Source organism: Streptomyces parvus (assembly GCF_032121415.1).
GTDB classification, from domain to species: domain Bacteria; phylum Actinomycetota; class Actinomycetes; order Streptomycetales; family Streptomycetaceae; genus Streptomyces; species Streptomyces globisporus_A.
Map to the genome: position 1 here is coordinate 5,202,260 of NZ_CP135079.1, position 22,942 is coordinate 5,225,201.

Annotated in this window: 22 protein-coding genes; 17 read left to right on the top strand and 5 right to left on the bottom strand. The window is 71.1% G+C overall.

Annotation, left to right across the window (positions count from 1 at the left end; genetic code table 11):
- Positions 1-12 precede the first annotated feature (12 nt).
- From RNL97_RS24555 to RNL97_RS24580, 6 genes are all read left to right on the top strand, one after another.
- The gene (locus tag RNL97_RS24555; protein WP_003965949.1) at positions 13-321 is read left to right on the top strand and encodes a DUF2469 domain-containing protein; all 309 of its coding nucleotides are present in this window, start codon (positions 13-15) and stop codon (positions 319-321) included.
- Positions 322-483: 162 nt separating this feature from the next.
- Positions 484-843, top strand: a complete 360-nt coding sequence (locus tag RNL97_RS24560) for a YraN family protein (RefSeq protein WP_030587850.1) — start codon at positions 484-486, stop codon at positions 841-843.
- Positions 843-2,465 (top strand): YifB family Mg chelatase-like AAA ATPase, encoded by a 1,623-nt coding sequence (locus tag RNL97_RS24565; protein ID WP_030587853.1) that lies wholly within the window; start codon positions 843-845, stop codon positions 2,463-2,465. The genes RNL97_RS24560 and RNL97_RS24565 overlap by 1 nt, the downstream gene beginning before the upstream one ends.
- A gap of 215 nt (positions 2,466-2,680) precedes the next feature.
- The gene (gene dprA / locus RNL97_RS24570) at positions 2,681-3,793 is read left to right on the top strand and encodes a DNA-processing protein DprA (protein ID WP_030587856.1); all 1,113 of its coding nucleotides are present in this window, start codon (positions 2,681-2,683) and stop codon (positions 3,791-3,793) included.
- A 254-nt stretch (positions 3,794-4,047) separates the two neighbouring features.
- Positions 4,048-4,884, top strand: coding sequence for an RNA polymerase sigma factor WhiG (gene whiG, locus RNL97_RS24575; protein WP_030587858.1), 837 nt, complete (start codon positions 4,048-4,050; stop codon positions 4,882-4,884).
- A gap of 176 nt (positions 4,885-5,060) precedes the next feature.
- Positions 5,061-5,618 carry a TetR/AcrR family transcriptional regulator gene (locus RNL97_RS24580; protein ID WP_029182420.1) on the top strand — a complete coding sequence of 186 codons (558 nt, stop codon included), beginning with the start codon at positions 5,061-5,063 and terminating at the stop codon, positions 5,616-5,618.
- Here RNL97_RS24580 and RNL97_RS24585 read toward each other — a convergent pair.
- On the bottom strand, positions 5,590-6,339 hold the full coding sequence (locus RNL97_RS24585; RefSeq protein ID WP_313751199.1) for a murein hydrolase activator EnvC family protein: 750 nt from the start codon (positions 6,337-6,339) through the stop codon (positions 5,590-5,592). The two genes, RNL97_RS24580 and RNL97_RS24585, sit on opposite strands and share 29 nt — an antisense overlap.
- A 300-nt stretch (positions 6,340-6,639) precedes the next feature.
- Here RNL97_RS24585 and rpsB point away from each other — a divergent pair, with 300 nt between their 5' ends.
- The 10 genes from rpsB (at position 6,640) to RNL97_RS24635 (ending at position 17,236) form a co-directional block, all read left to right on the top strand.
- Positions 6,640-7,554, top strand: coding sequence for a 30S ribosomal protein S2 (gene rpsB, locus RNL97_RS24590; protein ID WP_006127913.1), 915 nt, complete (start codon positions 6,640-6,642; stop codon positions 7,552-7,554).
- A gap of 99 nt (positions 7,555-7,653) precedes the next feature.
- A complete protein-coding gene (tsf, locus tag RNL97_RS24595; RefSeq protein WP_030587866.1) occupies positions 7,654-8,490 on the top strand; it encodes a translation elongation factor Ts in 837 nt (278 codons plus the stop codon).
- A gap of 161 nt (positions 8,491-8,651) precedes the next feature.
- Complete coding sequence (gene pyrH, locus RNL97_RS24600; RefSeq protein WP_006127916.1) at positions 8,652-9,428, top strand: UMP kinase; 777 nt, start codon at positions 8,652-8,654, stop codon at positions 9,426-9,428.
- A 122-nt stretch (positions 9,429-9,550) separates the two neighbouring features.
- The gene (gene frr / locus RNL97_RS24605; RefSeq protein ID WP_006127917.1) at positions 9,551-10,108 is read left to right on the top strand and encodes a ribosome recycling factor; all 558 of its coding nucleotides are present in this window, start codon (positions 9,551-9,553) and stop codon (positions 10,106-10,108) included.
- On the top strand, positions 10,108-11,205 hold the full coding sequence (locus tag RNL97_RS24610; protein ID WP_030587869.1) for a phosphatidate cytidylyltransferase: 1,098 nt from the start codon (positions 10,108-10,110) through the stop codon (positions 11,203-11,205). The genes frr and RNL97_RS24610 overlap by 1 nt, the downstream gene beginning before the upstream one ends.
- Before the next feature lie 109 nt (positions 11,206-11,314).
- Positions 11,315-12,421: a dual-specificity RNA methyltransferase RlmN gene (rlmN, locus tag RNL97_RS24615; RefSeq protein WP_030587931.1), complete on the top strand. Its 1,107-nt coding sequence runs from the start codon at positions 11,315-11,317 to the stop codon at positions 12,419-12,421.
- Positions 12,422-12,736: 315 nt separating this feature from the next.
- On the top strand, positions 12,737-13,834 hold the full coding sequence (locus RNL97_RS24620) for a thiamine ABC transporter substrate-binding protein (protein ID WP_030587933.1): 1,098 nt from the start codon (positions 12,737-12,739) through the stop codon (positions 13,832-13,834).
- A 74-nt stretch (positions 13,835-13,908) separates the two neighbouring features.
- Positions 13,909-15,525, top strand: coding sequence for an ABC transporter permease (locus tag RNL97_RS24625; protein WP_030587936.1), 1,617 nt, complete (start codon positions 13,909-13,911; stop codon positions 15,523-15,525).
- Between the two features lie 5 nt (positions 15,526-15,530).
- Positions 15,531-16,601, top strand: coding sequence for an ABC transporter ATP-binding protein (locus tag RNL97_RS24630; protein WP_243315309.1), 1,071 nt, complete (start codon positions 15,531-15,533; stop codon positions 16,599-16,601).
- A gap of 179 nt (positions 16,602-16,780) precedes the next feature.
- The gene (locus RNL97_RS24635; protein WP_243315311.1) at positions 16,781-17,236 is read left to right on the top strand and encodes an SRPBCC family protein; all 456 of its coding nucleotides are present in this window, start codon (positions 16,781-16,783) and stop codon (positions 17,234-17,236) included.
- A gap of 10 nt (positions 17,237-17,246) precedes the next feature.
- On the opposite strand, the gene RNL97_RS24640 is transcribed toward RNL97_RS24635, so the two are convergent.
- The 4 genes from RNL97_RS24640 to RNL97_RS24655 form a co-directional block, all read right to left on the bottom strand.
- Entirely contained in the window at positions 17,247-18,404 is a 1,158-nt protein-coding gene (locus RNL97_RS24640; protein WP_030587944.1) for a hypothetical protein, read from the bottom strand.
- Positions 18,386-19,123 carry an ABC transporter ATP-binding protein gene (locus RNL97_RS24645; protein ID WP_030587947.1) on the bottom strand — a complete coding sequence of 246 codons (738 nt, stop codon included), beginning with the start codon at positions 19,121-19,123 and terminating at the stop codon, positions 18,386-18,388. The genes RNL97_RS24640 and RNL97_RS24645 overlap by 19 nt, the downstream gene beginning before the upstream one ends.
- A gap of 214 nt (positions 19,124-19,337) precedes the next feature.
- Positions 19,338-20,717: an aspartate aminotransferase family protein gene (locus tag RNL97_RS24650; RefSeq protein WP_030587950.1), complete on the bottom strand. Its 1,380-nt coding sequence runs from the start codon at positions 20,715-20,717 to the stop codon at positions 19,338-19,340.
- On the bottom strand, positions 20,702-21,193 hold the full coding sequence (locus RNL97_RS24655; RefSeq protein ID WP_030587953.1) for an Lrp/AsnC family transcriptional regulator: 492 nt from the start codon (positions 21,191-21,193) through the stop codon (positions 20,702-20,704). Before RNL97_RS24655 ends, RNL97_RS24650 begins: the two co-directional genes overlap by 16 nt.
- A gap of 177 nt (positions 21,194-21,370) precedes the next feature.
- On the opposite strand from RNL97_RS24655, the gene RNL97_RS24660 reads away from it, so the two are divergent.
- On the top strand, positions 21,371-22,810 hold the full coding sequence (locus tag RNL97_RS24660) for a gamma-aminobutyraldehyde dehydrogenase (RefSeq protein WP_030587956.1): 1,440 nt from the start codon (positions 21,371-21,373) through the stop codon (positions 22,808-22,810).
- Positions 22,811-22,942: the final 132 nt, after the last annotated feature.

Genomic DNA, 22,942 nt, shown 5'->3' on the forward strand with positions numbered 1-22,942 from the left:
GGGAAACATGCCATGAGCGCCGAGGACCTCGAGAAGTACGAGACCGAGATGGAGCTGAAGCTCTACCGGGAGTACCGCGATGTCGTCGGTCTGTTCAAATATGTGATCGAGACCGAACGGCGCTTCTACCTCACCAACGACTACGAGATGCAGGTGCACTCCGTCCAGGGTGAGGTTTTCTTCGAGGTGTCCATGGCGGACGCCTGGGTCTGGGACATGTACCGGCCTGCCAGGTTCGTCAAGCAGGTCCGCGTGCTGACCTTCAAGGACGTCAACATCGAAGAGCTCAACAAGAGCGATCTGGAACTTCCGGGAGGCTGACCCCGCGCTGCCCCATGGAGCCGGGGCCGCCGACACGCGCGCTGCAAGGAGAAACCCGGTCACCCGTGAGGGTGGCCGGGTTTTCCACATCCGCGGAGTTGTCCACCAAGATCCACACCTTTCGGCGGGCCGGGTCACAGTCGGTGCCGGAGGTGGTGCCGAATGAACGCACGGGGGGCACTCGGGCGGTACGGCGAGGATCTGGCGGCGCGGCTGTTGACCGACGCCGGGATGACGGTGGTCGGACGGAACTGGCGCTGTCGCGCCGGAGAGATCGACATCGTGGCCAGGGACGGGGACGCGCTGGTCTTCTGCGAGGTGAAGACGCGCAGGTCGGACGGGTTCGAACACCCCATGGCCGCGGTCGGCCCGGTCAAGGCGGACCGGTTGAGACGACTCGCCGAGATCTGGCTGGAGCGGCACGGCGGGCCACCGCCCGGCGGGGTCCGCATCGATCTGGTCGGGGTGATCGTGCCCCGGCGCGGGGCCCCGGTGACGGAGCATGCCCGGGGGGTGTCCTGATGGGCTTCGCACGCGCGTGCTCCGTGGCGCTGGTCGGCGTCGAGGGTGTGGTGGTGGAGGTCCAGGCGGACCTGGAGCCCGGGGTGGCGGCCTTCACCCTCGTCGGGCTGCCGGACAAGAGCCTGGTGGAGAGCCGGGACCGGGTGCGGGCGGCCGTCGTGAACTCCGGGGCCGAGTGGCCGCAGAAGAAGCTCACGGTCGGGCTCTCCCCGGCCTCCGTGCCGAAAAGTGGGTCGGGTTTCGATCTCGCCGTGGCGTGCGCGGTGCTCGGCGCGGCCGAGCGGATCGACCCCGCGATGATCGCCGACGTGGTGATGATCGGCGAACTGGGTCTGGACGGCCGGGTGCGTCCGGTACGGGGCGTGCTGCCCGCGGTCCTGGCGGCGGCCGAAGCGGGGTACGAGCAGGTCGTCGTCCCCGAGCAGACGGCCGGGGAGGCGGCCCTGGTGCCGGGGGTCTCGGTCCTCGGCGTCCGGAGCCTGCGCCAGCTCATTGCCGTCCTGTGCGACGAACCGGTGCCCGAGGAGCCCGCCGACGGCCAGGGGCGCCCCGACGCCATGCTGGCCGGGCTCATGATCCCCGGCACCGGCCTCGGTACGGGGCTCGCACCGGCCGCCGCGCGGGGTGACGGGCACCGGCCGGACCTGGCGGACGTCGCGGGGCAGCTGCGCCCGCGCCAGGCTCTGGAGGTGGCCGCAGCCGGCGGACACCACCTGCTTCTCTCGGGTCCGCCGGGCGCGGGCAAGACCATGCTGGCCGAGCGGCTGTCGGCGGTCCTGCCCCCGCTGACCCGGCAGGAATCCCTCGAAGTGACGGCGGTCCACTCCGTGGCGGGCATCCTCCCCCCGGGTGAACCGCTCGTCTCCCGGGCGCCCTACTGCGCTCCGCACCACTCGGCGACCATGCAGTCCCTGGTGGGCGGGGGCAACGGAATCCCGAGGCCGGGCGCGGTCTCGCTGGCCCACCGAGGCGTGCTCTTCCTCGACGAGGCCCCCGAATTCTCGGGCAAGGCCCTGGACGCGCTGCGCCAGCCGCTGGAGTCGGGCCATGTGGTGGTCGCGCGGGCGGCGGGGGTGGTGCGGCTGCCCGCCCGGTTCCTGATGGTGCTGGCGGCCAATCCGTGCCCCTGTGGCCGCCACACGCTCACCGGCGCGGGCTGCGAGTGCCCGCCCTCGGTGGTCCGCCGCTACCAGGCACGGCTGTCCGGCCCTCTGCTCGACCGGGTGGACCTGCGGGTCGAGGTGGAACCGGTCGGCCGTGCGGACCTCCTGGGCCAGGGCGGCCGGGGCGAGTCGACGGAGGTCGTCGCCGCACGGGTACGGGACGCCAGGGCCCGGGCGGCCGAACGGCTGGCCGGCACCCCGTGGACCACGAACAGCGAGGTCTCGGGCCACGAGCTGCGGACCCGCCTGCTGGTGGCCCCGGGGGCACTGGCGGCGGCGGAACGGGACCTGGAACGCGGAATCCTCACGGCCCGCGGCCTGGACCGGGTGCTGAGGGTGGCCTGGACGGTGGCGGACCTACGCGGCGCCGACCGCCCGGACGCCTCGGACGTGGCGGTCGCCCTGGAGCTACGGACGGGTATCCACCGCGGAGTTCAGATGGGGGCGGGGGCGCGGTGACCGGGGTGACGGGGGAGCGGGGGCGGGAGTCGGGTGCCGGGCACAGCCTCGGCCCCGGGCACGGGCCGGAGCCGGAGCGCGGCCCGGACACCGGGCACGGGCTCGACCGTGGGCACTTCCCCGGCCGGGACCGTGCCGGGGGCCGGGATCTCGGAACAGCGTCGCGGGACCAGGAGCGCGAAGCTCAGCGGTTGGCCAGGGCTGCGTTGACCCGGGTGCTGGAGCCGGGGGACGAGCGTGCCGGACGGTGGCTGCGGCTCACCGGGCCGGTCGAGCTGATGCGGAGGCTCACCGTCGAGGACGGCTCCGCCGAGAAGCTGCCGGGCATGACCGCCGCACGGCTCGGGGGCTACCGGCTGCGGGCAGCCGCCGCGGAGCCGAGGCGGGACCTGGCCGCGGTCGCCGCGGTGGGCGGGCGCTTCGTCTGCCCGGGCGACCGGGAGTGGCCGAGCCAGCTGGACGACCTCGGCGACGCCCGGCCCGTCGGGCTCTGGGTGCGGGGACGGCCCGACCTGCGGCTGTGGTCCCTGCGCTCGGTCGCGGTGGTCGGCGCGAGGGCCTGCACCCCTTACGGGGCGCACATGGCGGCCACCCTCGGCTCCGGGCTCGCGGAGCGCGGCTGGGTGGTGGTGTCGGGGGCGGCGTTCGGGGTGGACGGGGCCGCCCACCGGGGCGCACTGGCCGCGGGCGGGGCGACGACGGCGGTGCTGGCCTGCGGGGTCGACGTGCCCTACCCGCGCGGGCACGCCGAGTTGCTCGGGCGCATGGCCCAACAGGGACTCGTCGTCGCCGAGTTGCCGCCGTCCGCCCACCCCACCCGCAGCCGGTTCCTCCTGCGCAACCGCGTCATCGCCGCGCTGACGAGGGGCACGGTGGTGGTCGAGGCCGAATACCGTAGCGGTTCGCTGGTCACCGCCCGCCAGGCGCAACGGCTCGGCCGCTTCTCGATGGGAGTGCCCGGGCCGGCCACCAGTGGGCTGTCAGCAGGGGTGCACGAACTGTTGCGCGGCGAGGGCGTACTCGTCACCGACGCGGACGAAGTCGTCGAGCTGGTCGGGGACATCGGCGATCTGACGCCGGTCCGCCGCGGTCCGGTGCTGCCCAGGGACCACCTGGACGCGGTCACCGCACGGGTCTTGGACGCTCTCCCCTACCACGGGGCCACCCACCCCCGTGACGTCGCGCGCGCAGCAGGGACCTCGGTCGACGAAACGCTCGGTCGACTGTACGAACTCCACTCACTGGGGTTCGTCGAACGAGAAGGCGACACCTGGCGGTTGACGCTTCCTTCGGCGCGCAACGACGACGCGCGGCGAGGCGGTACTTGACCTGGAGCATTCGGGTGAAAAGGTAAGGCCGATGACCTCGCACGATCGATCGGTGACCTGTCCGGGACCCGCGCCAACGGCGACGGCCTCGGTCCCGGGCGGGCGCCGACCGCGTATGGGGCGACAGACAATCGCGCGGCAGGGAACTCCCGTCCTGCGCGGACTGCGACGCCGCAGTCACGCTACGCTCACAAGGATTCCGCTTCAGACGTACGTCCCCCAGCACTTCACGGCAGAACGGCTCAAGGCACCACATGCCCCAGCACACCTCCGGGTCGGACCGCGCGGCGAAACCACCGGTTGCGCGTGGCACTGTGCGCCCTCCCGCTCCCTCCTCCCTCGATGAGTTGTGGCGTTCCTACAAGACCTCGGGCGACGAGCGGCTGCGGGAGCAGCTGATCCTGCACTACTCGCCGCTCGTGAAGTACGTCGCGGGCCGGGTGAGTGTGGGGCTGCCCTCCAACGTCGAGCAGGCCGACTTCGTCTCCTCCGGGGTCTTCGGGCTGATCGACGCCATCGAGAAGTTCGACATCGAGCGGGCCATCAAGTTCGAGACATACGCGATCACCCGGATCCGCGGCGCGATGATCGACGAACTCCGGGCCCTGGACTGGATCCCCCGGTCCGTCCGGCAGAAGGCACGGAACGTGGAGCGCGCGTACGCCACGCTGGAGGCACAGTTCCGGCGTACGCCCTCGGAGGCCGAGGTCGCCTCGGAGATGGGCATCGCGCTGGAGGAACTGCACGCCGTTTTCAGCCAGTTGTCGCTGGCGAACGTGGTCGCCCTGGAAGAGCTGCTGCACGTCGGCGGCGAGGGCGGCGACCGGCTGAGCCTGATGGACACCCTGGAGGACACCGCCGCCGACAATCCGGTGGAGGTCGCCGAGGACCGCGAGCTGCGAAGACTGCTCGCGCGGGCCATCAACACCCTGCCCGACCGCGAGAAGACCGTGGTCACCCTCTACTACTACGAGGGCCTCACCCTGGCGGAGATCGGCAACGTCCTCGGGGTGACCGAGAGCCGGGTCAGCCAGATCCACACCAAGTCCGTGCTCCAGCTCCGGGCGAAGCTGGCCGACGCGGGTCGCTGACGTCCCGCCGGTATCCCCTTCCCCGTCCCGCCCCGCGGTCTCCGGGACGTCGCCATCCCGCACCGTGCCCGTCGGCCCCTCTCCGCCCTCGTCGGCCATCCGATCGGTGGCTGTGCCCTTCCTCCTCGCGCCTGCCGCCGTAGAGTGGATGCGTGCCCAGGATTCGAGCGGCCTCCGTGGCCGAGCACCGGACCATGCAGCGCGGCGCCCTCCTGGACGCCGCGCGATCCCTGCTGTCCGAGGGCGGTACGGAAGCGTTGACCTTCCCCGCACTCGCCGAGCGCACGGGCCTCGCGCGGTCCTCCGTGTACGAGTACTTCCGCTCCCGTGCCGCCGTCGTCGAGGAGCTGTGCGCCGTCGACTTCCCCGTCTGGGCGGCCGAGGTCGAGAACGCCATGCAGCGAGCCGAGACGCCGGAGGCGAAGATCGAGGCGTATGTGCGCCGCCAGCTCGACCTCGTCGGCGACCGCCGCCACCGCGCGGTCGTCGCGATCTCCGCGAGCGAGCTGGACGCCGGGGCCCGCGAGAAGATCAGGGCCGCGCACGGCGGGCTGATCGCCATGATCGTCGAAGCGCTCGGCGACCTGGGCCACACCCAGCCGAGGCTGGCCGCCATGCTCCTGCAGGGGTCGGTCGACGCCGCCGTACGCCGGATCGAACTGGGCGTCGCCGAGGAGCCGGGCGTCATCGCGGACACCGCCGTAGCTATGGTCCTGCGCGGTGTGAGCGGCTGACCCGTCCCCACCGCCTGAGGTTCGCCCCCGCCTGCGCCCCCACCTGCGCCTGCGGGCCCGGCTCCGCCACCCCGAACACCGGCAGCAACCGCGAAGGCCCTCTCCGCAGCAGCTCCGGCGGCAGCAGCGAGAGCGGGTCCAGATAGGCGTCCCCGCGTCGCAGCCCCCAGTGCAGGCAGCCCGCCGCGCAGTGGAACGGCCCCTCCTCCAGCACCCCGACCGGCTGGCCCGCGCGCACGCTCGCGCCCTCCTCGACCAGCGACCGCACCGGCTCGTACGTGGTGCGCAGCGGCGGCGAACCGCTCCCGGCCACGTCGACGGCGAGTACCCCGCGCCCCGCCACCCGCCCCGCGAACGACACCCGGCCGTCGGCGGCCGCCAGCACGCGGGTGCCCGGCCCCGCCGCGAGATCCACGCCGCGGTGGCCGGGCCCGTACGGACCGGCGGGCGGCTCCCATCCCCGTAACAGCGCGGGCCTTCCCGCCAGCGGCCAGCTCCGGGCTCCGCCACCCGGGTCCAGGCCGTCCGTGTCCACACCGGCGTCCGCGCCCGGGAGGGAGTCCGGGGCCACGGCCTGTACGACGGCCGTGCCCGGCCCGGTCACCCCCGTCGCCCCGGGCAGCCCGGCCGGAAGCAGCACGTGCGGCAGGAGCGCCAGGAGCAGGAGCGGCAGCAGGGGGCGGTGGGAGCGGAGGCGGCGTGGGCCGGGGCGGTGGAGCATGTCCGCCACGATGTCCCGGAGGCCGGGATTCCGGGGATCATGGACCGCTCCTGTGGACTACTCGCCGGTTGTGGACAACGCCGTCACCCGACCGTGGACATCGCCGTCACCCGGCACTCAGCCGGTCCCGTACACTTCTTACGGCGATCCGGGTCACCGGGTCGACTTCGCACGCCCCGCCACCCCCCTCTTCTCGGAGGTGGCCGCGCTCCTCGGTCCCTCGTGGCACGGCGCGTCGGGGCGTCAGGCGCGAGCGCAAACCTGCGGTCGCGATAACCGAGTACCTCAAGGAGTACGGCCATGGCCGTCGTCACGATGCGGGAGCTGCTGGAAAGCGGCGTCCACTTCGGTCACCAGACCCGTCGCTGGAACCCGAAGATGAAGCGCTTCATCTTCACCGAGCGCAACGGCATCTACATCATCGACCTGCTCCAGTCGCTGTCGTACATCGACCGCGCCTACGAGTTCGTCAAGGAGACCGTCGCCCACGGCGGCTCCATCATGTTCGTGGGTACCAAGAAGCAGGCCCAGGAGGCCATCGCCGAGCAGGCGACGCGCGTCGGCATGCCGTACGTCAACCAGCGTTGGCTCGGTGGCATGCTCACCAACTTCTCCACCGTCTACAAGCGCCTCCAGCGCCTGAAGGAGCTGGAGCTCATCGACTTCGAGGACGTGGCCGCCTCCGGCCTCACCAAGAAGGAGCTCCTGGTCCTCTCGCGCGAGAAGGCCAAGCTGGAGAAGACCCTCGGTGGTATCCGCGAGATGCAGAAGGTGCCCAGCGCCGTCTGGATCGTCGACACCAAGAAGGAGCACATCGCCGTCGGTGAGGCGCGCAAGCTCCACATCCCGGTCGTCGCGATCCTCGACACCAACTGCGACCCCGACGAGGTCGACTACAAGATCCCGGGCAACGACGACGCGATCCGCTCCGTCACCCTGCTCACCCGCGTGATCGCCGACGCCGTCGCCGAGGGCCTCATCGCCCGCTCCGGTGCCGCCACCGGTGACTCGAAGCCGGGCGAGAAGGCCGCCGGTGAGCCCCTCGCCGAGTGGGAGCGCGACCTGCTCGAGGGCGACAAGAAGGACGAGACCGCGGCTGCCGCCGAGGTCCAGTCCTCCGCCGAGACCGAGAAGGTCGCCGACGCCGAGAAGCCGGCCGAGGCCGTCGCCGAGGCCGAGGCTCCGGCCGCCGACGCGGACGCCGAGCAGGCCTGACACCCGTCACGGCTGCTGACGGCGGGGGCCGACGCCACAAGCGTCGCCCCCGCCGTTCACCCGTAGATCTTTCAGACTTCGAGAGAGACATACAGACTCATGGCGAACTACACCGCCGCTGACGTCAAGAAGCTCCGTGAGCTCACCGGCGCCGGCATGATGGACTGCAAGAAGGCGCTCGACGAGGCCGACGGCAACGTCGACAAGGCCGTCGAGGCGCTCCGTATCAAGGGCCAGAAGGGCGTCGCCAAGCGCGAGGGCCGTTCCGCCGAGAACGGCGCCGTCGTCTCCCTCGTCTCCGAGGACAAGACGTCCGGCGTTCTGCTGGAGCTGAAGTGCGAGACGGACTTCGTCGCCAAGGGTGACAAGTTCCAGGCCGTCGCCAACACGCTCGCCGCGCACGTCGCCGCGACCTCCCCGGCCGACATCGCCGCGCTCCTCGCCTCCGAGATCGAGCCCGGCAAGACTGTCCAGGCGTACGTCGACGAGGCCAACGCCAACCTCGGCGAGAAGATCGTCCTGGACCGCTTCGCGCAGTTCACCGGCGCGTACGTCTCCGTGTACATGCACCGCACCATGCCCGACCTGCCCCCGCAGATCGGTGTTCTGGTCGAGCTGGACAAGGCCGACGCCGAGCTGGCCAAGGGTATCGCGCAGCACATCGCCGCCTTCGCCCCGAAGTACCTGTCCCGCGAGGACGTTCCGGCCGAGGTCGTCGAGGCCGAGCGCCGCGTCGCCGAGGAGACCACCCGCGCCGAGGGCAAGCCCGAGGCCGCCCTCCCGAAGATCGTCGAGGGTCGGGTCAACGGCTTCTTCAAGGAGGCCACCCTCCTGGGCCAGCCGTACGCGCTGGACGCCAAGAAGTCCGTCCAGAAGGTCCTGGACGAGGCCGGTGTGACCCTGAAGCGCTTCTCGCGCATCAAGGTCGGCATCTGAGTCCGTCCGGGCGAACAGCACCGGACCCGATAGGGTCTGGTGCAGTCGACGGCCGCACCCACGCCGGACGACCGCAGATCTGACGAGGAGGCCATTGCCGCTGTAGGGACACCAGACCCACCGGCAATGGCCTTCTTCGTATGTGCACGAGGAGAATTTCCATGGACAAGGGCGCGGACGCCATTCAGGCCGACGACAAGCGCGACGACGACAAGGGTTCCGGGCGCTTCATGCTGAAGCTCTCCGGTGAGGCATTCGCCGGCGGCGGCGGTCTCGGCGTCGACCCCGACGTCGTGCACACCATCGCCCGCGAGATCGCCGCCGTCGTCCGCGACGGCGCCCAGATCGCGGTGGTCATCGGAGGAGGCAACTTCTTCCGTGGTGCCGAGCTCCAGCAGCGCGGCATGGACCGGGCCCGGTCCGACTACATGGGCATGCTCGGCACCGTCATGAACTGCCTGGCGCTCCAGGACTTCCTGGAGAAGGAGGGCATCGACTCGCGCGTCCAGACCGCCATCACCATGGGCCAGGTCGCCGAGCCGTACATCCCGCTCCGTGCCGTACGGCACCTGGAGAAGGGGCGCGTGGTGATCTTCGGCGCCGGTATGGGCATGCCGTACTTCTCCACCGACACCACCGCCGCGCAGCGCGCCCTGGAGATCGACGCCGAGGCGTTGCTCATGGGGAAGAACGGTGTGGACGGGGTCTACGACTCCGACCCGAAGACCAACCCCGGCGCGGTGAAGTTCGACGCACTGGAGTACGGCGAGGTGATCGCCCGCGACCTGAAGGTCGCCGACGCCACCGCCATCACGCTCTGCCGCGACAACAAGCTGCCGATCCTCGTCTTCGAGCTGACCGCCCTGGGCAATATCGCTCGCGCGGTCAAGGGTGAGAAGATCGGCACGCTCGTGAGCGACGAGAGCACCCGGGCCTGACGGCCCCCCAGGATGGACAACGGCCTGCCGGTCGGACACCGTGCAGGTGAGGACGCGACGCAGGACCCGCAGGGCACGGCGATGACGACGCCGGGCCCGCCCAAGAAACGCAGGAGCACGTGGTGATCGAAGAAATCCTCCTCGAGGCCGAGGAGAAGATGGAGAAGGCCGTTGTCGTCGCGAAAGAGGACTTCGCCGCGATCCGTACCGGCCGTGCGCACCCGGCGATGTTCAACAAGATCGTCGCCGACTACTACGGCGCACTGACCCCGATCAACCAACTGGCCTCGTTCTCGGTTCCCGAGCCGCGGATGGCCGTCGTGACGCCGTTCGACAAGACCGCCCTGCGCAACATCGAGCAGGCGATCCGCGACTCCGACCTCGGCGTCAACCCGAGCAACGACGGCAATATCATCCGGGTGACCTTCCCCGAGCTCACCCAGGACCGCCGCAAGGAGTACATCAAGGTCGCCAAGACCAAGGCCGAGGACTCCAAGATCTCGATCCGCTCCATCCGCCGCAAGGCTAAGGAGAACCTCGACAAGCTCGTCAAGGACAAGGAGTCCGGCGAGGACGAGGTGCGCCGCGCGGAGAAGGAGCTCGACGACACCACCGCGAAGTACGTCGCGCAGGTGGACGAGCTGCTCAAGCACAAGGAAGCCGAGCTGCTCGAAGTCTGATGAACGACTCTTCCTGGGGTGCCCCGCAAGGAGCCGGTTACTGGGGCACGCCCGAGATGAGGGCTGCCCCGGCGGGTCCTGCCCACGATGTGCACGGCGCCCAGCAGACTCGGCCCATGCCCATCGTGCCGGACGTTCCCGACGCAGGTAGAGACGCAGACAGAGAGCCGCAGAGCCGCGACGACCGGGACGGGGACGCCGCGCTCATCAGCGGCCCCCTGTTCCGTGACGAGATGCCGCAGGAGCCCATGTCCACCCCGCTGCCGTCCCCGCCGCAGAAGAAGCGCGCGGGGCGTGATCTGCGCGCCGCCATAGGGGTCGGCGTGGGTCTCGGCGCCGTCATCGGCGTCTCGCTGTTCATCGTGAAGGCCGTCTTCATCGGCGTCATAGTGATCGCCGTCGTGGTCGGCCTCTGGGAGCTCACCTCCCGCCTCCAGGAACGCAAGGCCATCAAGGCGCCCCTGATCCCGCTGGCCGTCGGCGGGGCCGCGATGGTCGTCGCCGGTTACGCCCGGGGCCCCGAGGGCGCCTGGGTCGCCATGGCCCTGACCGCCCTCGCGGTGCTGGTCTGGCGGATGACCGAGCCACCGGAGGGGTATCTCAAGGACGTCACCGCCGGGGTCTTCGCGGCGTTCTACGTCCCCTTCCTGGCCACCTTCGTCGCCCTGCTGCTGACGGCGGACGACGGGCCGTGGCGGGTGCTGACCTTCCTCGTCCTCACGGTGGTCAGCGACACCGGGGCGTACGCGGTCGGCTGGCGCTTCGGCAAGCACAAGCTCGCCCCGCGCATCAGCCCCGGCAAGACCCGCGAGGGCCTGCTCGGCGCGGTCGCCTTCGCCATGGTGGCCGGCGCGCTCTGCATGGAGTTCCTGATCGACGGCGGCGCCTGGTGGCAGGGTCTGCTGCTCGGCCTCGCGGTCGCCGCCAGCGCCACCCTGGGCGACCTGGGCGAGTCCATGATCAAGCGGGACCTCGGGATCAAGGACATGGGCACCCTGCTCCCCGGCCACGGCGGCATCATGGACCGGCTGGACTCGCTCCTGCCGACCGCACCGGTGGTGTGGCTGCTGCTGGTGCTGTTCGTGGGCTCCGGCTGACCTCCACGGCACCCCGGGACCCCGTCCCACCTGCACGTTCCACGGGTGAGGGTCCGTCGTCCACAGGGCGGCGGGCCCTCACTCGTATGTCTGCGACACTGGATGAACCATGCCTAAGCCCGGAGAACTCACTTTCGTCGCGCCCCGCGGAGCCAAGAAGCCGCCGCGGCACCTCGCCGACCTCACGCCCGCCGAGCGCAAGGAAGCGGTCGCCGCGACCGGCGAGAAGCCGTTCCGCGCCCAGCAGCTGTCGCAGCACTACTTCGCGCGGTACGCGCACGACCCGGCCGAGTGGACCAACATCCCGGCCGCGTCGCGGGAGAGGCTCGCCGAGGCGCTGTTCCCCGAGCTGATGTCCGTGATCCGGCACATCAGCTGCGACGACGACACCACCCGCAAGACCCTGTGGAAGCTGCACGACGGGACGCTCGTCGAGTCCGTCCTGATGCGCTATCCGGAGCGCGTCACGATGTGCATCTCCTCGCAGGCCGGCTGCGGAATGAACTGCCCGTTCTGCGCCACCGGGCAGGCCGGCCTCGACCGCAACCTGTCGACCGCAGAGATCGTGCACCAGATCGTCGACGGCATGCGCGCCCTGCGCGACGGCGAGGTGCCCGGCGGTCCCGCCCGACTGTCCAACATCGTCTTCATGGGCATGGGCGAGCCGCTCGCCAACTACAAGCGCGTCGTCGGTGCCATCCGCCGGCTCACCGACCCCGAGCCGGACGGCCTCGGTCTCTCGCAGCGCGGGATCACCGTCTCCACCGTGGGCCTCGTCCCGGCCATGCTCCGCTTCGCCGACGAGGGCTTCAAGTGCCGCCTCGCCGTCTCGCTGCACGCCCCGGACGACGAACTGCGCGACACCCTGGTCCCCGTCAACACCCGGTGGAAGGTCCGCGAGGTCCTGGACGCCGCATGGGAGTACGCGGAGAAGTCCGGCCGCCGGATCTCCATCGAGTACGCCCTGATCCGCGACATCAACGACCAGGCCTGGCGCGGCGACCTGCTCGGCCGGCTCCTCAAGGGCAAGCGGGTGCATGTCAACCTGATCCCGCTGAACCCCACGCCCGGCTCCAAGTGGACCGCCTCGCGCCCCGAGGACGAGAAGGCGTTCGTCGAGGCCATCGCGGCCCACGGCGTGCCCGTCACCGTCCGGGACACCCGCGGTCAGGAGATCGACGGGGCCTGCGGTCAGCTGGCGGCCTCCGAGCGCTAGGGAGTGTCCGGGGCGCTCGGCCCCCGGGCGCCGGCCACTCCCGGGTGGACGGCCCCTCGCGCGGGCTCTCCGGTCCGGCCGGAAACCGCCGGTGTAGCCTGGGCCGAAATCAACTTCATATTCCGACAGGGGAGCGCCACAGCGCTGAGAGTGCGGCACCAAGGACAGGTTGGCCGCAGACCCTCTGAACCTCGCCCGGGTCATTCCGGGTAGGAAGTTCGGACCTTACTCAAGCTGTTGCGCCCTGCCCGCTTCCGGTTCGCCGGACAGCGGGCGGGGCCGCGTCTCTTCCTGGTCACCTCCAGGAGGAATCACATGAACACCACCACGAAGTACGCGGCGACCGCGCTCGCGGCGGCGCTCGGCGTCACCGTGCTCGCCGGCTGCGGCAGCGACGACGGCTCGGCGGGCTCCGGGGCGTCCAAAGGCAGCGGTTCCAAGACCGTGACCCTGGTCAGCCACGACTCCTTCAACGTCTCGGACAAGGTGCTGAAGGCGTTCACGAAGGAGACCGGCTACACGGTCAGGACCCTCAAGAGCGGCGACGCCGGGGCCGCGCTCAACCAGGAGATCCTGACCAAGGGCTCCCCGCGCGGCGACGTCTTCTTCGGCGTCGACAACACCCTGCTCTCCCGCGCCCTCGACAACGGCCTGTTCACCGCGTACGAGGCCAAGGGGCTGGACCGCGTCGCGCCGGACACGCAGACCGACGAGAAGCACCGCGTCACGCCCGTCGACACCGGTGACATCTGCGTCAACTACGACAAGAAGTACTTCGCCGACAAGAAGCTCGCGCCGCCGAAGACCTTCGCGGACCTGCTGAAGCCCGCGTACAAGAACCTCCTCGTCACGGAGAACGCGGCCAGTTCCTCGCCCGGTCTCGGCTTCCTCCTCGGCACCATCGCGGCCGAGGGCGAGGACGGCTACGAGGCCTACTGGAAGAAGCTGAAGGCCAACGGCGTGAAGGTCGTCGACGGCTGGGAGCAGGCGTACAACGAGGAGTTCTCCGGCTCCGCCGGCGGCAGGAAGGCCAAGGCCGACCGGCCGCTCGTCGTCTCCTACGCCTCCAGCCCGCCCGTCGAGGTGCTCTACGCCGACCCGCAGCCGAAGGAGGCTCCCACCGGGGTCGCCACCGGCACCTGCTTCAGGCAGACCGAGTACGCCGGGCTGCTGACCGGGGCGAAGAACGAGGCGGGCGGCAAGGCGCTGCTCGACTTCCTGATCAGCAAGACGTTCCAGGAGGACATGCCGCTGAACATGTTCGTCAACCCGGTCGTGGAGGACGCCGAGTTGCCGGAGCTGTTCACGGAACACGGCGAGAAGGTCGACACGCCTCCCACCGTCACGCCCGAGAAGATCGCCGCCAACCGTGAGCAGTGGATCCAGTCGTGGCAGTCGCTGGTCCTGAAGTAGGCATCGAGAAGAAGGCCGCCCGGCCCGCCGGCGGCGGGTCCGGGCGGCGCGGAGCCGCGGTGCGGCTCGGCCTGATGGCCGTGCCCGTCGCGTTCTTCGCGCTGTTCTTCGCCTATCCCGTCACCGCCATCGTCGGCCGCGGGCTCAAGGCGGGGGGCGACTGGCAGTTCGGGCGGATCGGCGAGGTGCTGGGCCGTCCGGACATCCTCGACGTCCTCTGGTTCACCACCTGGCAGGCCCTCGCCTCGACCGCCCTCACCCTGCTGATCGCCCTGCCCGGGGCGTATGTCTTCGCCCGCTTCGACTTCCCGGGCAAACAGGTGCTGCGGGCCGTCGTCACGGTCCCGTTCGTGCTGCCCACCGTCGTCGTCGGCACCGCGTTCCTGGCGCTGCTCGGGCGCGGCGGGCTCCTCGACGAGCTGTGGGGCGTCCGCCTCGACACCACCGTGTGGGCGATCCTGCTGGCCCATGTCTTCTTCAACTACGCCGTCGTGGTCCGCACGGTGGGCGGGCTCTGGTCCCAGCTCGACCCGCGCCAGGAGGAGGCCGCCCGGGTGCTGGGGGCCGGGCGGTTCGCCGCGTTCCGCCGGGTGACGCTGCCTGCGCTCGCCCCCGCCGTGGCCGCCGCCGCCCTGATGGTCTTCCTCTTCACGTTCACCTCCTTCGGCGTCGTACAGATCCTCGGCGGACCGGCGTACTCCACCCTGGAGGTGGAGATCTACCGGCAGACCGCGCAACTGCTGGACCTGCCGACCGCCGCCGTGCTGACCCTCGTGCAGTTCGCCGCGGTCGGCGGAATCCTCGCCGTGCACGCCGCGACCGTACGCCGCCGGGAACGGGCGCTGAGGCTGGTCGACCCGGCCCAGACCTCCCGCCGGCCGCGCGGGGCCGGGCAGTGGGCGTTGCTCGGCGGCGTACTGCTCACGGCGCTGCTGCTGATCCTGCTGCCCCTGGGCGTCCTGGTGGAACGGTCCTTCGACGGCCCCGGAGGTTATGGCTTCGGCTACTACGAGGCCCTCCAGTCGGTCGGGGCGGGCGGCTCCTCCACCTTCCTGGTGCCGCCGCTGGAGGCCGTCGGCAACTCCCTGCGCTACGCGCTCGTCGCGACCCTCATCGCCCTTGTCATCGGCGGGCTCGCGGCAGCGGCCCTGACCCGGCGGGCCGGGCGACTGGTCCGGGGCTTCGACGCGCTGCTGATGCTGCCGCTCGGGGTGTCCGCCGTGACGGTCGGCTTCGGCTTCCTGATCACCCTGGACAAGCCGCCGCTCGACCTGCGGACCTCCTGGATCCTGGTCCCGCTGGCCCAGGCACTGGTCGGCGTCCCCTTTGTCGTACGGACCATGCTGCCCGTCCTGCGGGCCGTCGACGACCGGTTGCGGGAGGCCGCCGCCGTGCTCGGGGCATCCCCGCTGCGGGCGTGGCGGGAGGTCGATCTGCCGCTGGTGCGACGGGCGGTGCTGGTCGCGGCGGGCTTCGCCTTCGCCGTCTCCCTCGGGGAGTTCGGCGCGACGGTCTTCATCGCACGGCCCGACACGCCGACCCTGCCGGTGGCCGTGGCCCGGCTGCTGGGCCGGTCGGGGGAGCTCAACTACGGGCAGGCGATGGCCCTGAGCACGATTCTGATGCTGGTGTGCGCGGTGTCGCTGCTGCTGTTGGAGCGCATCCGCACCGACCGATCCGGGGAGTTCTGAACGACATGCTGAGCTTGCAGGCCGCCACCGTACGGTTCGGGAAGCGGGCCGCGCTCGACGCCGTGGACCTGGAGGTCGCCGACCACCGGATCGTCTGCGTCCTCGGGCCCAGCGGCAGCGGGAAGTCCACCCTGCTGCGGGCCGTCGCGGGGCTCCAGCCCATGGACGGCGGCCGGGTTCTCCTGGCCGGACAGGACCAGGCGGGCGTCCCGGTGCACCGGCGCGGGCTCGGCCTGATGTTCCAGGACCACCAGCTCTTCCCGCACCGGGACGTCGGCTCCAACATCGCCTTCGGGCTGCGGATGCACGGCACCGGGCGGGCCGAGGCCGAGCGCCGGGTCCGTGAACTCCTGGAGCTCGTCGGTCTGCCGGGCGCGGAACGCCGGGCGGTCGCCTCCCTCTCCGGCGGCGAACAGCAGCGGGTCGCCTTGGCCCGCGCGCTCGCCCCGCGCCCGAAACTCCTGATGCTCGACGAGCCCCTCGGTCAGCTCGACCGGAGCCTGCGCGAACGGCTCGTCGTGGAACTCCGCACCCTCTTCCAGGAGTTGGGGACGACCGTGCTGGCCGTCACACACGACCAGGGCGAGGCGTTCGCGCTTGCCGACCGGGTCGTCGTGATGCGGGACGGCCGGCTCGCGCAGGAGGGCGCCCCGCTGGACGTCTGGCAGCGCCCCGCCTCCGCGTTCGTCGCCCGGTTCCTCGGCTTCGACAACGTCACACCCGCCACGGTCACGGGACAGGCCGCCGCCACCGCCTGGGGCAAGGTCCCGGTGCCCGAGGGCTCCCCGCAGGGCGGGGCCGACCTGCTGGTCCGGCCCGCCGGAGTCCGGATCGGCGCTCCCGAGGACGGCCTGCGCTGCACGGTCGGCGTCCGCACCTTCCGGGGGAACCACGTGACCGTGCGGCTGCTGCCCGAGAACGCGCCGGTGCTGGAGGCCGAGTGCGCCCTGCGGGACACCCCGGACGAGGGCGCGGTCGTGGGCGTCCGCTTCGACGCGGCGGAGACGGTGGTGCTGGCGGGGGACCCGGTCGGCACCGGGGAGCCCGAGGCGCCCCGGCCGCCGCCAGGATCTTGAGTTCCCCGCCACCACCGGACCCCGTTCGTACGCCGGGACCACCGCCTGCCCCCGGTCCCGCCGCCTCGGGCGCGGCGCGTGCCGTACGCCGCGACAGCGCGCCCCTGCCCCGGCAAACTGGAGGTCCGGACCCCGTGTCCGTACGCCGTGCGGCACCGACAGCGACAAGGACCGTGACCATGACCGGTGGCACCCGCGAGGGCATCGACCTCACCCGCGTCCTCCACGCCCCGCAGCAGCGGGTCTTCGCGGCCTGGACGTCGCCGGAGGACTTCGCCGCCTGGTACGGGGGAGAGGCGGACGTCCCCCTGGACCGGGTGGCGATGGACGTACGGCCCGGGGGCTCGTGGAGCCTGGTCATCGTGATGCCGGGGGTCGAGATGCCCTTCCAGGGGGTCTACCGCGAGGTGAGCGAACCCGACGGGCTGGTCTTCACGCTGAAGGACGGCTCCGCCCCCGAGGACGCCGAGGGCGAGACGGTGACCGTCACCTTCAGCGACCTCGGGGGCGGCCGGACCGAACTGGCCTTCCAGCAGCGCGGAGGGAACCTCACCCCCGAGCAGTACGCGGCGGCCGAGGACGGCTGGGAGGCCTTCTTCGACGCGCTCGCGGAGCGCCTCGCCGCCCACCCCTGACGCGGGTCCGCTACGCCAGCGGAACCGCCGCGAGCTGCGCGATCACCCAGGTCAGCGGGGCGAACAGGGCCAGCAGCGCGCCCGCACGCAGCAGCGTCGCCCGGCGCAGCGTGGCCGCCGGGGCGCCCATCCTGAGCAACGCCTGCGCCGTATGGGCCCGGGCGTGCTTGGCCTCCAGCGCCGAGGTCAGCAGCGTCGCCGTCGTACAGCCGAGGACCAGCACCGCGCCGAGTGCGGTGAGCGGACCGTACGGGCGCTCGTCGCCCCCGTACAGCGCCGAAGCGGCGACCGCGGCGGACACCACGGCGCAGACGATGCCGAGCGGGCGGCCGATGCGCCGCGCCTCGTCCATCAGGACCCGGCCCGCCAGCAGCCGTACGGCCCCGGGGCGCACCGCCTGCAGCGCCCGGCCGCACAGATACGTCAGGCTCGGTCCGGCCATCGCCAGGCCGACCGCGGTCAGCGTCCACCCGATCAGCACCGCCACCGGGGTGGAGTCGTACCGTCCGGGCAGCGGAAACGCGTTCCCCGACGCACCCCGTGAGGCGATCGCCTCGACCGCGAGTCCGGCCGCCGTCAGCGCCACGCCCCAGGGGAGCCCCGCCGGGGCCGGTGCGGGCTCCGGCAGTTCCTCGGAGCCGAAGGTGTCCCGTGCCGGGTCGGGCCGCGACCGCAGCGCCAGCGCGCTCGCCGTCGACGCGGCCACCGGCACGAGCGCCAGCAGCATCAGGGCAGCGGCCGGCGGCAGCGGCGTGCCCGCGCCGAGGAACTCCGCCGCGCCCCCGTCGAACGGCATCCCGGTCAGATCGCCGCGCAGATGCAGGAAGAAGAGCAGCGCCACCATCGAGCCGAGCGTGGTCGAGACGGCTGTGGAGACCGCGGCCAGGGCGGACAGCCGGACCGGGCCGAGGCCCAGCGACGAGAGGCCCGGCCGCGGCCGGGTGCTCGGGTCGGTCCGGGCCACCGCCACGGCGAACTGCACGGTGGCGGCCAGCGGGACGAAGCACCACAGCAGCCGCAGCACCGAACCGGCGGACGCGGGGTGCGCGGCGGCGTACCCGAGGGCGCACAGGAGGAGGAATCCGACACCGGCCGACGCGGCGGCCACCAGCAGCCGCCGGACCAGGACGAGGGGATGGGAACCGCGGGCTAGACGGAGAGCGAGCACGCCGCGCGGCCCTCCGCTTCCGGTTTCGAAGGCAGGGTGACGGTGGCGACGCAGCGGCCGTCCAGCATCGGGACGGTCCGGTCGGCGAGCGCCGCGACCTCGGCGTCATGGGTGGCCAGCACGACGGTGATGCCGTGCGAGCGGGCCGCCGTGGTGAAGGTGCGCAGCACCTGGGCGCGGTCCGCGCGGTGCAGGGTCGCGGTCGGCTCGTCCGCGAAGATCACGGCCGGTGCGCCGCACAGGGCCCGGGCCACGGAGATCCGCTGGCGCTGCGCCTGGAGCAGGGCGTGCGGCCGCTTCCTGGCGAACGCGGCGATGTCCAGGCGCTCCAGCCACTCGGTGGCCGCTTTCCTGGCGGCCCGGTGGGAGACGCCGCGCAGCAGCAGGGGCAGCGCGGTGTTCTCCCAGACGGTCAGCTCCGGGACCAGCTCGGGATCGGAGGAGATCCAGCCGAAGCGTTCCCGGCGCAGCTGTTCGCGGGCCCGGGGGGCCATGGTGTGGACGGGGACGCTGTTGAACCAGACCTCGCCCTCCTGGGGCACGAGCCGGCCCGAGAGGCAGTGCAGCAGCGTCGTCTTCCCGCTGCCGCGCGGGCCGGTCACGGCGAGGATCTCCGCGTCCCGGACGCCGATGGAGACACCGCCGAGACCGGGCGATCCGTTGTGGGAGTGGTGCAGTGAACGCGCCCAGATCACGTCGTTGTCCGGCGGGGCCACCATGGCGTACACCTCGGTTCAGGTCAGATTTCCCGTCCCCCGTACGGGGGAACGAAGACGCGGCCGATCGGTCACTGGGCACCGTAGATAGTCGGACCGGTCCGGGAGCACGGCACGCGGCCCGGATACCCCCTTCTCACTCGAAGGGGCGTATCCGGGCCGCGTGGACCGATGAAATGACCGCTGGGCGGCTAGCGGCCGGGGGATCTGGCGGCGGTCAGAGCTTCGTCCACGCCTCCGTGAGGACGGTCCGCAGGATGCCCTCGATCTCGTCGAACGTGGACTGGTCGGAGATCAGCGGCGGGGCGAGCTGGATGACCGGGTCGCCTCGGTCGTCGGCCCGGCAGTAGAGGCCGTTCTCGAACAGCGCCTTGGAGAGGAAGCCGTACAGGACGCGCTCGGTCTCCTCGTCGGTGAACGTCTCCTTGGTCGCCTTGTCCTTCACCAGCTCGATGCCGTAGAAGTACCCGTTGCCGCGGACGTCGCCGACGATCGGCAGGTCGTGCAGCTTCTGGAGCGTGGTGAGGAAGGCGTTCTCGTTGTCGAGGACGTGCTGGGTGAGGTTCTCGCGCTCGAAGATGTCGAGGTTGGCGAGGCCCACGGCCGCGGAGACCGGGTGGCCGCCGAAGGTGTAGCCGTGCAGGAAGGTGTTGCCGCCCTCGTAGAACGGTTCCGCGATCCGGTCCGAGACGATGCAGGCGCCGATCGGGGAGTAGCCCGAGGTCATGCCCTTCGCGCAGGTGATCATGTCCGGCACGTAGCCGAACTTGTCGCAGGCGAAGATCGTGCCGAGCCGGCCGAAGGCGCAGATGACCTCGTCGGAGACGAGCAGCACGTCGTACTTGTCGCAGATCTCGCGGACCCGCTGGAAGTAGCCGGGCGGCGGCGGGAAGCAGCCGCCCGCGTTCTGCACGGGCTCCAGGAAGACGGCCGCGACGGTCTCGGGGCCCTCGAAGAGGATCTCCTGCTCGATCTGGTCGGCGGCCCAGCGGCCGAAGGCCTCCGGGTCGTCGCCGAAGAGCGGGGCGCGGTAGATGTTGGTGTTCGGAACCTTGTGCGCGCCGGGGACCAGCGGCTCGAAGGGGGCCTTCAGGGCCGGGAGGCCGGTGATGGACAGCGCGCCCTGCGGGGTGCCGTGGTAGGCGACGGCCCGCGAGATGACCTTGTACTTGGTCGGCTGGCCCTTGAGCTTGAAGTACTGCTTGGCCAGCTTCCAGGCGGTCTCGACGGCCTCGCCGCCACCGGTGGTGAAGAAGACCTTGTTGAGGTCGCCCGGGGCGTAGTCGGCGAGCCGCTCGGCCAGCTCGACGGCCTTCGGGTGGGCGTAGGACCACACCGGGAAGAAGGCGAGCTCCTGGCCCTGCTTGTACGCCGTCTCGGCGAGCTCGTGACGACCGTGACCGGCGTTGACCACGAACAGGCCGGAGAGGCCGTCCAGGTAGCGCTTGCCCTTGTCGTCGAAGATGTACGTTCCCTCGCCACGCACGATGGTGGGAACGGGCGCGTTCTCGTAGTCCGACATGCGGGTGAAGTGCATCCACAGGTGGTCGTACGCGGTTCGGCTGAGGTCCTTGCTCACGGCTATCGGGTTCCCCACATATAGGTCTGCTTCTTGAGCTTCAGATAAACGAAGCTCTCGGTGGAGCGCACGCCGGGAAGGGTCCGGATGCGTTTGTTGATCGTCTCCAGCAGGTGGTCGTCGTCCTCGCAGACGACCTCCACCATCAGGTCGAAGGAGCCCGCGGTCATGACCACGTACTCGCACTCGGCCATGGCCGACAGGGCTTCGGCCACCGGATCGAGGTCGCCCTCGACATTGATGCCGACCATCGCCTGGCGCCGGAATCCCACGGTGAGCGGGTCCGTGACGGCGACGATCTGCATCACGCCCTGGTCGAGCAGCTTCTGGACGCGCTGGCGCACAGCCGCTTCGGAGAGGCCCACGGCCTTGCCGATCGCGGCGTACGGACGCCGTCCGTCCTCCTGGAGCTGCTCGATGATTGCGAGGGAGACGGCATCGACCGCCGACGGTGATCCGTTCCCTGTCCTGGAGTCTGCGCTGCGACTGGCCACGCACCCACCATGCACCGCTCCTCGTCTGTCTCGCAACCCCAGATCGATGAAATTCGTTGAGTGAATGCTCAGGGGCGACTGAATCCGAAGTTGGGGGCGGTTGGGTATGTCGAAAGCGTCGCCCGAGCGATTAGGGTGGATGTCTCACCCATCGGACAGCCGACAGGAGGGGTGGTTGTGACCACCGAGGTGCGCCGTCTGCGCAACTACATCAACGGAGAGTTCCGGGACGCCGCGGACGGGCGGACCATCGATGTGGTCAGCCCGGTGACGGAAGAGGTCTACGCAACCTCGCCGCTCTCGGGCCAGGCCGATGTCGATGCCGCCATGGAGGCCGCAGCGGCGGCCTTCCCCGCCTGGCGCGACACCACGCCCGCCGAGCGCCAGAAGGCCCTGCTCAAGATCGCGGACGCCTTCGAGGAGCGGGCCGAGGACCTGATCGCCGCCGAGTCGGAGAACACCGGCAAGCCGCTCGGCCTCACCCGCAGCGAAGAGATCCCGCCGATGGTGGACCAGATCCGCTTCTTCGCGGGGGCCGCCCGGCTGCTGGAAGGCCGCTCGGCCGGCGAGTACATGGAGGGCCTGACCTCCATCGTCCGCCGCGAGCCGGTCGGCGTCTGCGCCCAGGTCGCGCCGTGGAACTACCCGATGATGATGGCCGTATGGAAGTTCGCCCCGGCGCTCGCCGCGGGCAACACGGTCGTCATCAAGCCGTCCGACACCACCCCGGCGTCGACGGTCCTCATGGCCGAGATCATCGGGCAGATCCTGCCCAAGGGCGTCTTCAACGTCCTGTGCGGCGACCGGGACACCGGCCGCGCCATGGTCGAGCACCCGATCCCGGCGATGGCCTCCATCACCGGTTCGGTACGGGCCGGGATGCAGGTCGCCGAGTCCGCCGCCAAGGACGTCAAGCGCGTCCACCTGGAGCTCGGCGGCAAGGCGCCCGTCGTGGTCTTCGAGGACGCCGACATCGCCAAGACGGTCTCGGGCGTCTCCGAGGCGGGCTTCTTCAACGCGGGCCAGGACTGTACGGCCGCCACCCGCGTCCTGGTCCACGAGTCGATCCACGACGAGTTCGTCACCGCGCTCGCCAAGGCCGCCGCCGACACGAAGACCGGGCAGCCGGACGACGAGGACGTGGCGTACGGCCCGCTCAACAACGCCAACCAGCTGGGCCAGGTCAGCGGCTTCATCGAGCGGCTCCCCGCCCACGCCAAGGTCGAGGCGGGCGGCCACCGGGTCGGCGACAAGGGCTACTTCTACGCCCCGACCGTCGTCTCCGGGCTGAAGCAGGACGACGAGATCATCCAGAACGAGGTCTTCGGCCCCGTCATCACCGTCCAGTCCTTCACCGACGAGGACCAGGCCGTCACGTACGCCAACGGTGTCGAGTACGCGCTCGCCTCCTCGGTCTGGACGCAGAACCACGCCCGCGCCATGCGCATGTCCAAGAACCTCGACTTCGGCTGCGTGTGGATCAACACCCACATCCCGCTGGTCGCCGAGATGCCGCACGGCGGGTTCAAGAAGTCCGGCTACGGCAAGGACCTCTCCGCGTACGGCTTCGAGGACTACACCCGCATCAAGCACGTCATGACGTCCATCGAGGACTGATCCACGGATCGTCGTCGCGGTCGTACGGCCCCGGGCTCCGGCCCGGGGCCGTACGCGCATCTGTACAAGGTGTGCGGGGCGCGCCCGCCCGGCTGGACGCTTGGTCCATTGTCCGCGCGCCCGCCGACCGGC